The organism is Streptomyces sp. NPDC088910, assembly GCF_044749865.1.
GTDB lineage: Bacteria > Actinomycetota > Actinomycetes > Streptomycetales > Streptomycetaceae > Actinacidiphila.
Genome location: NZ_JBIVIV010000013.1, coordinates 264,540 through 278,137, shown reverse-complemented (window position 1 = coordinate 278,137; position 13,598 = coordinate 264,540). Strand labels below are relative to the sequence as shown.

Genomic DNA, 13,598 nt, shown 5'->3' with positions numbered 1-13,598 from the left:
CGCTTAGGGTAACCAAAGTTAGGTAAACCTAAGTTCTGCTCGGAGGTCCTCATGTCGTCCCTGCCGCCCGGCCCCTCCTCGTCGCGCCTCGCGCGTCCGACCCGCCGCACCCTGCTCGGCGCGGGCGCGGCGGGCGCCGCGCTCCTCGGCCTCGCCGCCTGCGGATCCGGCGGATCCGGCTCCTCGGACAGCGCTTCGGCCGGAACCAAGGGCGGCGGCAAGAGCGGCGGAAAGGCGACCCGTACCGTCGACTCCGCCAAGGGCCCGCTGGAGATCCCGGACAAGCCCCAGCGCGTCGTCGCGATCAACGACTTCCCGATGTCCGCGATCTTCGACCTCGGCCTGACCCCCGCGGGCCTGTTCAACGCGGGGGAGGAGTACGTCCCGCAGCGCGACCTGGAGCGCTGGAGAAAGATCCCCAAGGTCTCCAACGGCGTCGGCGGCGCCATCGAGGTGGAGAAGGTCGCAGCCCTGCGCCCCGACCTGATCATCGGCATCGACGTCCAGGCCAACCTGCCGTACAGCCAGCTCAGCGAGCTCGCGCCGACCGTCCTGCTGCCCTTCTCCAAGTCCAAGGCGCCCTGGCGGGACATGTCCGACCAGACGGCGGCGGTCCTCGGCGTACCGACCGCTCTCGACAAGCTCAAGGGCCGCTACACCCAGCGCGTCGCCGAGATCAAGCAGAAGCACGCGGACGTCCTCGGCCGCGTCCACTGGGATCTGCTCCAGGGCGGATTCGACGAGGGCCAGTGGTGGCTGTACGGCGCGGGGTCGCCGATCGGCGGCATCCTCAAGGAGGCGGGCGCGCAGTTCGCCACCGCCACCCAGCGGCTGGCCGAACAGCAGCCCGTCTCCTACGAGTTGATCACCGCCAAGCTCTCCGACGCGGACGCGATCTTCTACTACACGACCAACGACGGGAAGCCCGCCAACCTCGGTCCCAAGCTCTTCGCCCAGAAGTCCTTCAAGCAGCTCGCCGCCGCCAAGGCCCACCACCTCTACGGCAGCGACTACTTCCTGCCCGGCGGCTACGAGGACGCGCTCGGCGTGCTCGACGACTTCGAGAAGGCGCTGACCTCGCTGTGACGGCGCTGCCGCGGGACCGGTCTCAGCGGGGCGAAGCGGAGAAGTACGCGCCCGGTGTGCGGCCGGTCTCCTGGCGGAAGGCCGCGATGAACGAACTGGGCGTGGAGTACCCGACCTGGAGCGCCACCGCCGCCAGCGGCCGGTTGCCCGCCATGTGCTCCAGCCCGGCGCGCAGCCGCGCCCTGGTGCGCCAGCGGCCGAACGACATCCCGGTCTCGGAGCTGAACAGCCGCGCGAGCGTACGGGCGCTGGCCCCGACCTCGCGCCCCCAGTCCTCCAGCGGCCGGTGGTCGGCGGGCAGCGCCAGCAGCGCCTCGGCCACCTTGCGGGCCCGGCCGTCCACCGGCATCGGGAGGTCGATCGTCGTCACCCCCACCGGCCGCAGCAGGTCGAACATCACCGCCTCCGCCCGCGCCCTCGGCTCCGGCTCCAGATCCGGGTCCGCCAGGTGCGTGATCAGCTCGCGCAGCAGCGGCCCCACCGCCACCACCGTCGGCTGCGACCACGCCAGCGGGCAGCTCTCGGGATGCACGTACACACTGCGCATCCGGGCGGTGCGGCTCGCGCTCGTCGTGTGCGGCACCCACGCCGGTATCCACAGCGCCAAGGTCGGCGGCAGCACCCACGAGTGCGCGCCGATGTCCACGGCCAGGACACCGGTCGGCGCCCACACGAGCTGGTGCACGTCGTGCTCGTGCTCGCCGAAGCGCTGGCCGCGCGCCATGTCGAAGTTCACGACGCGCAGCGCCTCGGCGCGGGCGGGCGGCGTCGAACCCTCGGCGACGGCATGGCTGTTCAGCGACATAAGTCAGCAGCGTAGCTCATTTACGACAGTCCGGACCGACCCGTAACCTCGCGGTGGCCGCCGCACGTACCACCGTCCGGCGGCCGTACGCACAACGCACCACCCACCGGCCAAGGTCCCCGCGGGCCTGGAAAGAGCGCACACCTCCCCATGCCCCAGACACCGCCCACCGCCGTCCTCACCCCCGCCGCCGACCCCGGCCCGCTGCGCGCCGCGGCGCTCCACGTACGCGGCAGCCTCACCGCCGCGGTGCTGCTGCGCAGCGGACATCTGGCCGGTGAGGCGCTGGTGCCGGTGGTGGTCGGCGTCGTGATCGACCGGGCGGTGGACGGCGGCTCCGGCCGGGAGCTGGCGGCCTGGCTCGCCGTGCTCGCCGCCGACTTCCTCGCGCTGTCGCTGTGCTTCCGCTTCGGCTCCCGCGCCACCGTCGCCGCCGCCGAACGCTCCGCGCACGCCGTCCGCGTACGGCTCACCGACCGGATGCTCGCGCCGGAGGGGACGGCCGTACGGGACCGGATGCCCGGCGACCTGATGTCGGTCGCCGTCTCGGACGCGCAGAACGTCGGCAGATTCACCACGTCCGTCGTCCAGGCGATCGCGTGCGTGGTCGCGCTCGTCCTCGGCGCGGCCCTGCTGCTGCGCATGTCCGTCACGCTCGGCCTGCTGGTGCTGCTCGGCACGCCCGCCGTCCTCGTCGCGGTGCATCTGCTCGGCCGCCCCCTGGAGCGCCGCGGCGCGGCGGAACAGGCCGCCGCCGCCCGCGCGTCGGGCACCGCGGTCGACTTCGTCGCGGGACTGCGGGTCCTCAAGGGCCTGCGCGCGGAGGGCCCCGCGTACGCCCGCTACGTCGAGGCCAACCGGACCAGCCTGCGCGCCACGATCTCCGCCGCCCGCTTCGAGGCGCTGATGGACGCCGCCGCCGTGCTGCTCGGCGGAGTCCTGGTCACCGCGGTCGCCCTGGTCGGCGGGCGGCTCGCCCTCCAGGGCCGGATCAGCCTCGGCGACCTCATCGCCTGCACCGGCCTGTGCCAGTTCCTGCTCGGACCGACCCAGGGCCTCATCGCCGTCGGCCCCGACCTCGCCCGCGCCCGCGCCTCCGCAGGACGCGTCACGGCGGTGCTCGACACGGCGGGCGCGCCCGGCGCTCCCGCCGCGGCCAAGGACGCCCCGGAGGCCGACTCCCCGGCGAACCCGAGTGGCGCGCTCGAACTGCGCGCCCTCACCTACGGGCGGCTGCGCGGGGTCGAACTGAGCGTCGCGGCCGGGGAGCACGTGGGGCTGGTCGTGCCGGACCCAGCCGCCGTCGCCGACCTGATGGCGTGCCTGCGCGGACAGGCGGAGCCCGAGAGCGGCGCCGTCCTGCTGGACGGCACGGCGGCCACCGACCTCACCGGGGCCGCGATACGCGAACGCGTCCTCGTCGCACCGCACCACCCGTTCCTCTTCGACGGCACGATCCTCGACAACCTCGGCTCCGGGCCCGAGGGAACCCTTCCCCGGCCCGCCCCCGACGGCCTGCTGCCCGCCGCGGGGGACACCCGCGTCGGCGAGCGCGGCGCCTTCCTCTCCGGCGGCCAGCGCCAACGCGTCGCCCTCGCAAGGGCGTTGGCGGCCGACCCGCCGATCCTCGTGCTCGACGACCCGACCACCGCGATCGACTCGGTCACCGAGGCCAGGATCGCCCGCACGGTCACCGACGAGCGGGCGGGCCGTACGACACTGATCGTGACCACGTCCCCCGCGCTGCTCGCGGCCTGCGCGCGTACCGTCCTGATCACCGAAGGCGCGGTGGTGGCCAGCGCGCGGCACGCCGACCTCACGGCGGCCGAACCGGCCTACCGGGCGGCGGTGTTCGCATGAGCGCGCAGACCGAGCGGACCGGGGAAGCGACCACCGTCGCCGACCTGCTGCCCGTCGCGACCCCGGCGCGAACCGGCCGCGCGGTGCTCGAACTCGTCCGCCCGCAAAGGGCGTTCGCCCTCCTGACCGCCGCGGTCTTCGTCGCCGAGGCACTGGTCGGCCTGGTCGGGCCGCTGGCGCTCGGCCGGATCGTGGACGTGGTGCAGCAGCGGCGCGGCGAGGGACCGGTCTACGTGGCCGCGGGTGTGCTGCTGGCCGCGGTGCTGGCCCAGGCCGTACTGACCGCGATGGGACTGCGGCTGACCGCGCGGGTCGGCGAGACCGCCCTGGCCCGGCTGCGCGAACGCGTCATCGAGAGCGCCTTCGCCCTGCCCGCGCAGCGCGTCGAACAGGTCGGCGCGGGCGACCTCGCCGCGCGGATCGGCGACGACGCCTCCCTGGTGGCGGGCGCGCTGCGCGGCGTGCTGGCCAGTGTCGCGGGCGCCGCGCTGACCATCGGCTTCACCGTCATCGGACTGACCGCCCTCGACTGGCGGTTCGCCCTGGCGGGGCTGTGCGCCATGCCGATCCAGACAGCCACCATGCGCTGGTACTTGCGCCACTCGGGTCCCCTCTACGCGGCCCAGCGCGTCGCGGGCGGCGAGCGGACCCGGCAGATCCTCGAATCGGTGTCGGGCGTCGAGACCGTACGGGCCTTCCGGCTCACCGAACGGCACACCAAGCGCGTCGCGGACCGCTCGGCCGCCGCGATGGGCTACGCCCTGCGCGCGGTCACCCTGCGCTCGCGCTTCTACGGCCGCCTCAACGCGGCCGAGTTCACCGGCCTCGGGCTGATCCTGTGCACCGGCTACTGGCTGGTGCACACCGGCCACGCGGGCGTCGGCGAGGCCACCGCCGCCGCGCTGCTGTTCGTCCGGCTCTTCGACCCCGTCAATGTGCTGCTGGGGCTCGCGGCGACCGCGCAGGAGGCGGCGGCGGGACTCGCCCGGCTGGTCGGAGCGGCCGACCTCGCACCGGAGCCCGCCGCCGAGCCGGGCGGGACGGCCGTACCCGCGCCGCGGGAGCCCGACGCCGACGCCGCACAGGGCCCGGCGTATCTCCTCGACGCGCGGGACATCCACCACGCCTACCTGCCGGGACGGCCCGTGCTGCACGGCGTCTCGCTGCGGCTGGCCCCCGGCGAGCAGGTGACGCTGGTCGGCACGACCGGCGCGGGCAAGAGCACCCTGGCGAGGATCGTCGCGGGCGTCCATCCGCCGACGTCGGGTCACGTGTCGGTCGGGGCCACCGGGCGGGCGGGGCGGCCCGCCGTGCTGCTGCTCGACCAGGACACCCACGTCTTCGCCGGTACGGTCGCCGACAATCTGCTGCTGGCCCGGCCGGACGCGGACGAGGCGGCGCTGACAGCGGCTCTCGACGTGGCGGGCGCCCTGGCGTGGGTCCGCGCGCTGCCCCAGGAGACGGCGACGCGGGTCGGGTCGGGCGGCATGGCGCTCACCGCCGTGCAGTCCCAGCAACTGGCGCTGGCCCGGCTGGCGTTGGCCGATCCGCCGATCGCCGTGCTGGACGAGTCGGCGGCCGAGGCGGGCAGCGAGGGCGCCCGCACGCTGGAGGCCGCCGCGCGCGAAGTGCTCGCCGGACGCACGGCGTTGGTGGTGGCGCACCGGCTCACGCAGGCCGCCACCGCGGACCGGGTCGTGGTGATGGACGACGGCCGCATCGTCGAGGAGGGCCCGCACGACGAACTGGTCGCCGCGGGCGACCGGTACGCCGAGCTGTGGTCGGCCTGGTCGTCGCGGGCGACCGCGCCCGCCACGCCTCCGGTGTCCTGAGCCGCGACACCCGGAGTCCGGCACCAGCCATGAGGCACAAAGCATGAGGTATCAGCCATGAGGTATCAGCCATCAGGCATGAGGCATCGGGCACTCGGCGTCCGCCGCGCGGTCAGCCGGAGCCGCGTACGTCCCGTCCCGCGGCGGCCCAGTTCGAGCTCAACTGGTCGAGATAGGACTGGGCTTGTGACCCGGGGGTGACGCCTCGGGCGAAGGCCAGCATGTTGCCCGCGCCGGTGTTGTAGCCGAGCGCGATCAGCTGATTCACCGTCAGTGAGGTGGAGCGGTGGGCGGGGAGCTGGGCGGCCAGGTCGTGCAGATACCAGGCCGCCGACTCGATGGCCAAGCCGGTGTCGTCGGGCAGCTCGTCCCAGTCGCGGCCGGCGAAGTCGCGGCCCCGCCTGGTCTCGTCGAAGGTGGCCTTGTGCATGTTCGCGATGCCGAAGGCGGCGTCCGGCTTGAGCTTCTGCCAGGCCCGTTGGAAGGCCGGGTCGTGCGGCTTGTAGTCCTCGTTGTAGAGGATCGCCATCAGCACCTGCGGGTCGACCCCGGCGCGGGCCGCGTACCGCTTGACCTGCGGCGCGTACCGCCCGAGACCGTCGCTCGCGGAGACCGAGGGTTCGGCGGACGCGCTCGGCGCGCTGCTGCTCGGCCGGGCGGAGCCGCCGGCCGCCGACCGGTCGGCGGCGTCGGGACTGTGCCCGCGGCCGCCCGCGGCCCATCCGGCGACCACCAGGGTCGCCAGGACGACCCAGGGCCACCGCTTCCGGGGCTTGTCGACCGCCACTGTCCCGCCGCCTTCCGTCACCGCACGGTGCCACCGTACGGACTCGCCCCGCGACACGCGCGTCCGCCGCGTCGCGAGGGGGTACCGACCTCCGCCGCAGGTCCGGGCCTGGACCTGTGAGCACTTCAAAGATTGCGCAATCAAGGAACCGCGTCGCGCGGATCCTCGTTCTTCTCAGTAGAGGACGCGAAAACAAGCGGGAAGGTGGAGAGAGCTCGTGGGTGTGACTCTGTCCAAGGGCGGCAATGTCTCTCTGAGCAAGGAAGCCCCCGGACTGACGGCCGTCACGGTCGGCCTGGGGTGGGACGTACGGACCACGACGGGTTCCGACTACGACCTAGACGCGTCCGCGCTGCTGTGCGACGCGGGCGGGAAGGTGCTGAGCGACCGGCACTTCGTGTTCTTCAACAATCTGGAGAGCCCGGACGGCTCCGTCACGCACAGCGGCGACAATCTGACCGGCGGCGGTGACGGGGACGACGAGCAGATCAGGGTGAGCCTCGCGACGGTCCCGCTCCAGGTCGACAAGGTGGTCTTTCCCGTGTCGATCTACGAGGCCGAGAAGCGCGGCCAGAGCTTCGGCCAGGTCCGCAACGCGTTCATCCGTATCGTCAATCAGGCCGACGGGCGCGAGCTCGCCCGCTACGACCTGACCGAGGACGCCTCCACCGAGACGGCGATGGTCTTCGGCGAGCTGTACCGCAACGGAGCGGAGTGGAAATTCCGCGCCATCGGCCAGGGGTACGCCTCGGGCCTGGCGGGCATCGCCACCGACTTCGGCGTCAACGTCTGAGGTCCACCGAGCCGGGGCCGCCCCTTCCACCCCCCTGGGGGCGGTCCCACCCCCCGTCGCCTGAATCCCGCCACGTCCGCACCCGCGACAGTTCCCCAATTGCGTAATCGATAAAGTGTCGCGCATGGAGAGAGCAGGGAACGGCGCCGACGGCTGGGAAGCCGCGGTCCTTGACGGCGGTCCGGCGGACGGCGTGCGGATACGGGTGGCCGGACGGCCGCGAGTGGTGCAGGTGAGCTGTCCGTGCCCCCTCGACGACGAAGCGGGCACGACGGGCGTACGGGTGGACGCGCTGCACATCTATCGACGCACGTCCCGCGCCGGGGACACCCCGTTGCGCTACGGCTTCGACGCCGCCAGTCCCTGACGGGCGGCGGTCCGCGCCTCGTACCGCGTCTTCGCCATCACCAGCGCCGTCCCGTACGACATGAGGACCGCGGCGAGCAGCGCGTAATAGAAGAGCGGGAGCGCGGTGAAGCCGAGGGCGGGGGCGAGGGGGGAGAGGGGGACGAGGATGCCGATGGCCGCCAGCGCGCTGGTGGTCAGCCGGATCGGGCCGGGCGCGCGGCCCTCCGCGGCGGTGCGGCCGGTGCGCAGCAGCAGCATCACCAGGGCCTGCGTGAGCAGATTCTCGGTGAACCAGCCCGACTGGAACGCCTCTTGGCTGGCGCTGGTGCCGAATCCCCTGATGGACAGGGCGAGGATGCCGAAGGTCGCCACGTCGGCGATGGCGTTGAGGATGCCGAAACCGGTGACGAAGCGCAGGATGGCGCGGGGTTCGAGGGCCGAGGGCCGCGCCATGTCGGCGGCCGGCGGCCGGTCGTAGGCGAAGGCGAGCTGCGCGCCGTCGAAGCAGAGATTCTGCACGAGGACCTGCATCGGCAGCATCGGCAGGAAGGGCAGCAGCAGCCCGGCGGTGAGCATCGCGATGACGTTGCCCAGATTCGAGGACAGCGCGATCCGCAGATAGGTGGCGATGTTGCCGCTGCTGCGGCGCCCGGCGACGATCGCGTGGCAGATCGCGGTGAGGTCCTTCGCCGCGAGCACCACGTCGGCCGCCTCGCGCGCCACGGCGGTGGCGTCACGCGGGCTGATCCCCACGTCGGCGGCGTGCAGCGCGGGCAGGTCGTTGACACCGTCGCCGAGGAAACCGGTGACGTGGCCGCCCGCGCGCAGCGCCCGCACCACGCGGGCCTTATGCGCGGGGGTGCAGCGGGCGAAGACCGTGGTGGTCTCGGCGAGTTCGGCCAGAGCGTCGTCGTCCAGGCCGTCGATCGTGTCGCCGGTGACCACCCGGCCGGGGTCGAGTCCGATCTCGTCGCAGGCCCGCGCGGCGGTGCCCGGATGGTCGCCGGTGAGCACCTTCACGGTGACACCGCGCCCGCTGAGCGCCGTCAGGGCGTCGGCCGCGGTGTCCGCCGCCGCGTCCCGCAGCCCGACGACGCCCAGGAACGTCAGCCCGTACTCGTCCGACGCCGTGACGGACGAGGCGCCGGACTTCGCGGGCCGCTCCGCCGCGGCCACGGCGAGCACCCGCAGACCTCCCTCGGCCCGCTGCGCGCACATGGACAGCAGTCGCGCGCGGGCCTCGTCGTCCAGGTCGGTGTCCCGGCCGTCCACGCGCTGCCGCACGCACCGGGCGATCACCGCCTCCGCCGCGCCCTTCACGACCAGCGCGTGCGTGCCGGGACTGCCCGGTGTCCGCAGCACCACCGTGGCCAGGCGGCGTACGGGATCGAAGGGGAGCGCCGCCACCGCGTCGTGGTCGAGGTCGTCGCCGCGCTCCTCCGCCGCGTCCAGCAGCGCCTCGTCGAGCGCGTCGGGCGAGGGCAGCTCGGCGAGTTGGAGGGTCCACAGACTGTTGACGGCCGCCCAGTGCAGGACGTCGGGACTGTCGTGCCCCTCGCCGTCGACATGGCAGGCGACGACGGGCCGGTCCTGGGTCAGGGTGCCCGTCTTGTCCGTGCACAGGACGTCCATCGCGCCCAGGTCGTGCAGCGCGGGCAGCCGCTTGACGATCACGTCGCTGCCACGGGCGAGCAGGGACGCCCCCCTGGCCAGCGTCGTGGTCACCACGACCGGCAGCATCTCCGGCGTCAGGCCGACCGCCACCGCGACCGCGAACGGCAGCGTCTCCAGACCGCGCCCGCGCAGACCCGCGTCGGCCATGAGCACCAGCGGCGGCGTCAGCAGCATGAACCGGATGAGCGACCAGGAGATGCCGTGCACGGAACGGTCGAAGGCGCTCTCCCGCCGCCGCGTCGACATACCGCGAAAGCCCCGCGCGAACCGGGTGTGCTCGCCGGTCGCCGTCACGACCCCCGTCGCGCTGCCCGAGGCGACGCTGCTGCCCTGGAGGCACAGGTGCGGCGCCTCCTGCGCGGACGACGAACCGTGCCGGTGCCGGCGGTCGCCGGTCGCCCCGTCCCCCGGCTCCTGGTCGGAGGCGGGCGACGCGTCGCCCGTCGGGGCGGGACTCTCCACCGGATACTTGGCGACGGGCGCGGACTCCCCGGTCAGCGCGGCCTGGTGCACGGTGAGCCCGGTGGCGCGCAGCAGCCGCAGATCGGCCGGGACCAGATCCCCCGGGCCGAGCAGGACGACATCCCCGGGCACCAGTTGGTCGACGGGGATCTCGCGGGTCTCCGGCGCGCTGTTCGCGTCCGCTCGACGGCGTACGGTCGCGGTCGCGGCGACCAGTTCCCGCAGCGCCGACGCCGACTGGTCGGCGCGGTACTCGCCGCTGGAGCGCAGCACACAGCTGACCGTGACCAGTGCCATGATCACGCACGCGGTGTTCCAGGCGGCGACGGCGGCGGACACCAGGGCGAGGCAGAACAGCACGGTGGTGAAGGGATCGCGCAGGCTGCGCAGGAAGCGGCGCGGCCAGGAGACGGAGCGCAGCGCGGGAAGGACGTTCTCGCCGTACCGGGCGAGCCGGTCGTCGGCCTGCGACTCCAGCAGCCCGCGCGGACCGCTGCCGACCACGCGCAGGAACTCCAGCGTGGGCAGATCCGCCGTGTCGGGGGCGGTGAGGTGACCGGGCGGCGCGCCCTGCTCCAGGCCGTCGACCGGCTCGGGCGCCGCCCAGGCGGTGGGACGTGGTCCGCTGTCAGGCGCCCAGGTCACGGACGCGCCCAGGCGTTGTCGTGTACCCACCGCGTTCCGCGAGCTGCCGCAGCATCCACCGCACCATGGTCTCCACGTCCGGGTCGTCCACCAGGTACACCACGTGCCGTCCCTCACGGCGCGACCGCACCAGGCCGGCGAGCTTGAGCTTCGTCAGGTGCTGGCTGACCGCGGGCAGCGCGCCGCCGACCCGCTCGGCGAGCGCGGTCACATCGCTCTCGCCCTGCATCAGCGTCCACACCAGGTGGAGCCGCGCGGGCGAGGCCAGCAGGCCGAAGGCCGCGGCGGCCTGTGTCAGCACCTCAGCGGGCAACTCCTCGAAGTCGCCCCCGCCCCTCGCCACCACCGCTCTCCCTCCGGACCGCGCCTGCGCGCCGACCGCGCGAGCGCTCAGTCTAGAGCGTGTCCGTGAACGCCGGACCTCTCCCGTGACCTGCGCTTCACGGGCGCCGGACACCGACCCTCCGGCGCGGCCGGGCACCGGCGCGTGAGGCCGCGGGGTAGGGCAACAGCCGTCGGCTCAGAGGGACGTGACCCACTCGTCGGTGGTCATGACCTGGGCCTGCTTGGGGAAGACCTTCTCGATGAGGATGCGGTGGACGTCGGGCTCGTTGTCGGCGCAGGCGTCGGACAGGACGGTCAGGCGGTAGTCGAGGTCGGCCGCCTGGCGGATGGTGGACAGGACGACGCCGCTGGTGGACAGGCCGGTGAGGACGAGCGAGTCCGCACCGGCGCCGCGCAGCAGGACCTCCAGGTCGCTGCCGGTGAAGGCGCTGACCCGGCGCTTGACGGCCACCGGCTCGTCGGCGCGCGGGGCGAGCGCGTCGACCACCTGGGTGGCCGGGTTGTCCTGGGTGAAGGCGTCCCCTGCCTGGCTGAGGGCGCTGAAGGAGAGGTTCGAGGCGGCGGTCTCCGGATAGCCGGGCCGGAAGGCGACCCGTACGAAGATCACCGGAATCTCGGCGGCGCGGGCGGCCTCGACCGCGCGGGCCGCCGCGGCCACGACGGAGTCGTCGGCGATGCGCTGCACGATGCCGTTCTGGAAGTCCATGACCAGCAGGGCGGTACGGGATGCGGACATGAGGGGCGGGTCCTCTCGGCGGAAAGTAGACAGTCTTAACTGAACAGTGAGAATTAAACAGTGTAGACTGACGATATGCAAAGTGAAGCGAAGCCGGTCGCTCCCGGCATGCTCCAGGCGTCCCTGGACGTCCGCGTGGTGGTGGGCAGACTGCGCCGCCGCATCCTCCAGGTGACGGACGGGGAGGATCTGACCCCGTCGCAGTCGTCCGTGCTGATGCGCGTCAGCCGGGGCGACGCCGTCACCGCCGCCGCGCTGGCCGACGCCGAGCACGTACGGCAGCAGTCAATGGCCGCGACGCTGTCCTCACTCGAGCGGCTGGGACTGATCCACCGCACCCCCGACCCCGCCGACGGCCGCCGCCAGATCGTCGAGCTGACCCCCGCGGGCCGCGAGCGCGCGGAGGGCGCTCGGCAGGCGGGCGTGGAGTGGCTGGCGCGCGCCTTGGAGGAGCAGTACGACGACGCGGAGCGGCACACGATCAGTGAGGCGATGCGCCTGTTGGGCAGGCTGACGAACTGATGGCCGCGATACCGCAGGGACAGCCCGGGCAGTCGGGGCCGTCCGGGCCGTCTGAGCAGCCCGAGGCGTCCGCCGTGGCCGCCGTACGAACGGAGCAGGCCGCCGTACGGCCGGAACGGACCGCCGCGTCGGGTGCGCCAGCCGCCGTACAACCTGCCGTACAACCCGCCGCGCAGGACGCCGGACCGGCCGCTCCAGGCCGGCCCGAGCGGCCCCAGCGGTCCGAGCGGTCGGAACCCTCCTCCGCACCGGCCGAAGGCGCCTTCGACCGGCGGCTGCTCGCGCCGATGATGATCGGCTCGATCCTCAACCCCATCAACTCCTCCATCATCGCCGTCGCCCTGGCGCCGATCGGCGCCGCCCTCGGCGCCGACGCCGCCCGGACGGCCTGGCTCATCTCCGCGCTCTACCTGGCCACCTCCATCGGGCAACCGCTCGTCGGACGGCTGGTCGACACGTACGGCCCCAAGCGGCTGTTCCTCGCCGGGGCCGCGCTGACCGGCGTCGCCGGGGTGATCGGCACCCTCGCCCCGAACCTCACCGTCCTCGTCGCCGCGCGCGTCATCCTCGGCTTCGGCACCTGCGCCGGTTATCCGGCCGCCATGTACCTGATCCGCAGCGAGGCCGAACGCACCGGGATGAAGAGCCCCGCGGGCGTGCTCACCACGCTCGCCGTGACCGGCCAGACCGTCGCCGTCATCGGCCCGACCCTCGGCGGCCTGCTCATCGGACTCGGCGGCTGGCGGAGCACCTTCGCCATCAACATCCCGCTCGCGATCGCCTGCCTCGTCCTCGGTTGGATCCACCTGCCGGGCAGGACCGCGATCGCGCCGTCGGGCGCCGCCGACGGCGCCCCGCTCCCCGACGGCGCCCCGCTCCCCGTCGGCGGGCCGCGCCCGCGCAACCGCCTCGACTGGGCGGGCGTCCTGCTCTTCGCCGCCACCCTCGTGTCGCTGCTGCTGTTCCTCATGGACGCCCGCACCGACCGGGCCTGGCTCATCGCGCTCACCCTGCTCGCGGGCACCGGATTCGCCCTGCGCGAGCGGCGCGCCGCCGACCCGTTCATCGACGTCGGCGTCTTCGCGGGCAACATCCCGCTGCTGGCGACCTACGCCCGCACCTTCGTCGCGTACACCGTCTCGTACTCCTTCATCTACGGCTTCACGCAGTGGCTGGAGGACGGCAGGGGGCTGAGCGCCTCCGCGGCCGGGCTGCTCCTGCTGCCCACCTTCGCGGTCGGCATCGTCGTGTCCACCCTCACCGGGCGCAAGGCCGTCGTGCGCGGCAAGCTGGTCGTCGGCGCCGTGGCCCAACTCGTCGCCTGCGCCATGCTGTTGGCCGTGGGCGACCACGCCGCGGTGTGGCTGCTGGTCGCGGTCGCCGTCGTCCTCGGACTGCCGCAGGGCCTGGTCAGCCTCGCCAACCAGAACGCGCTCTACTTCCAGGCCGACCCCGCGCGCATGGGCGCGTCGTCCGGGCTGCTGCGGACGTTCATGTATCTGGGCGCCATGGTCGCCTCCTCCGCGACCGGCGCCTTCTTCGGCCGCCGCGCGACCACCTCGGGACTGCACGGCCTCGCCCTGTTCATGCTCGCCGCCGCGGCCGTCTTCCTCGTCCTCACCCTCGTCGACCGCTCGCTCGGCCGGATCGCCGCGCCGCAGGAGACGAAGCAGGCCGCGCCCGCGCGGTGAGGGGCACGGTGG

General features: G+C 73.5%; 12 protein-coding genes. 7 read left to right on the top strand and 5 right to left on the bottom strand.

Annotated features, from left to right (window positions below; translation table 11 throughout):
* Positions 1-51: 51 nt before the first annotated feature.
* Positions 52-1,086, top strand: a complete 1,035-nt coding sequence (locus ACIP4Z_RS28070; protein WP_401312713.1) for an ABC transporter substrate-binding protein — start codon at positions 52-54, stop codon at positions 1,084-1,086.
* A 22-nt stretch (positions 1,087-1,108) separates the two neighbouring features.
* Here the strand turns inward: ACIP4Z_RS28070 and ACIP4Z_RS28065 are convergent, their stop codons facing one another.
* The gene (locus tag ACIP4Z_RS28065; RefSeq protein ID WP_355340924.1) at positions 1,109-1,891 is read right to left on the bottom strand and encodes a helix-turn-helix transcriptional regulator; all 783 of its coding nucleotides are present in this window, start codon (positions 1,889-1,891) and stop codon (positions 1,109-1,111) included.
* A gap of 150 nt (positions 1,892-2,041) precedes the next feature.
* On the opposite strand from ACIP4Z_RS28065, the gene ACIP4Z_RS28060 reads away from it, so the two are divergent.
* Entirely contained in the window at positions 2,042-3,751 is a 1,710-nt protein-coding gene (locus tag ACIP4Z_RS28060) for an ABC transporter transmembrane domain-containing protein (protein ID WP_401312710.1), read from the top strand.
* Positions 3,748-5,583, top strand: a complete 1,836-nt coding sequence (locus ACIP4Z_RS28055) for an ABC transporter ATP-binding protein (RefSeq protein ID WP_401312707.1) — start codon at positions 3,748-3,750, stop codon at positions 5,581-5,583. Before ACIP4Z_RS28060 ends, ACIP4Z_RS28055 begins: the two co-directional genes overlap by 4 nt.
* A gap of 112 nt (positions 5,584-5,695) precedes the next feature.
* Here the strand turns inward: ACIP4Z_RS28055 and ACIP4Z_RS28050 are convergent, their stop codons facing one another.
* The gene (locus ACIP4Z_RS28050; protein ID WP_401312704.1) at positions 5,696-6,370 is read right to left on the bottom strand and encodes a lytic transglycosylase domain-containing protein; all 675 of its coding nucleotides are present in this window, start codon (positions 6,368-6,370) and stop codon (positions 5,696-5,698) included.
* Between the two features lie 217 nt (positions 6,371-6,587).
* Between ACIP4Z_RS28050 and ACIP4Z_RS28045 the strand changes: the two genes are divergently transcribed.
* The gene (locus tag ACIP4Z_RS28045) at positions 6,588-7,163 is read left to right on the top strand and encodes a TerD family protein (protein ID WP_391044947.1); all 576 of its coding nucleotides are present in this window, start codon (positions 6,588-6,590) and stop codon (positions 7,161-7,163) included.
* A 124-nt stretch (positions 7,164-7,287) separates the two neighbouring features.
* Positions 7,288-7,530, top strand: coding sequence for a hypothetical protein (locus ACIP4Z_RS28040; protein ID WP_355340909.1), 243 nt, complete (start codon positions 7,288-7,290; stop codon positions 7,528-7,530).
* On the opposite strand, the gene mgtA is transcribed toward ACIP4Z_RS28040, so the two are convergent.
* The 3 genes from mgtA to ACIP4Z_RS28025 all read right to left on the bottom strand — a co-directional run bounded on the left by mgtA (position 7,503) and on the right by ACIP4Z_RS28025 (position 11,373).
* Positions 7,503-10,292, bottom strand: a complete 2,790-nt coding sequence (mgtA, locus tag ACIP4Z_RS28035; protein ID WP_401312701.1) for a magnesium-translocating P-type ATPase — start codon at positions 10,290-10,292, stop codon at positions 7,503-7,505. The genes ACIP4Z_RS28040 and mgtA overlap by 28 nt on opposite strands.
* Positions 10,276-10,635: a metalloregulator ArsR/SmtB family transcription factor gene (locus ACIP4Z_RS28030; protein ID WP_391161906.1), complete on the bottom strand. Its 360-nt coding sequence runs from the start codon at positions 10,633-10,635 to the stop codon at positions 10,276-10,278. The genes mgtA and ACIP4Z_RS28030 overlap by 17 nt, the downstream gene beginning before the upstream one ends.
* Positions 10,636-10,812: 177 nt before the next feature.
* A complete protein-coding gene (locus tag ACIP4Z_RS28025) occupies positions 10,813-11,373 on the bottom strand; it encodes a cysteine hydrolase (protein WP_355340903.1) in 561 nt (186 codons plus the stop codon).
* A gap of 75 nt (positions 11,374-11,448) precedes the next feature.
* On the opposite strand from ACIP4Z_RS28025, the gene ACIP4Z_RS28020 reads away from it, so the two are divergent.
* Both ACIP4Z_RS28020 and ACIP4Z_RS28015 read left to right on the top strand, forming a co-directional pair.
* Positions 11,449-11,895 carry a MarR family transcriptional regulator gene (locus ACIP4Z_RS28020; RefSeq protein ID WP_355340900.1) on the top strand — a complete coding sequence of 149 codons (447 nt, stop codon included), beginning with the start codon at positions 11,449-11,451 and terminating at the stop codon, positions 11,893-11,895.
* Between the two features lie 287 nt (positions 11,896-12,182).
* Positions 12,183-13,586, top strand: coding sequence for an MFS transporter (locus tag ACIP4Z_RS28015; protein ID WP_401312793.1), 1,404 nt, complete (start codon positions 12,183-12,185; stop codon positions 13,584-13,586).
* Positions 13,587-13,598 lie beyond the last annotated feature (12 nt).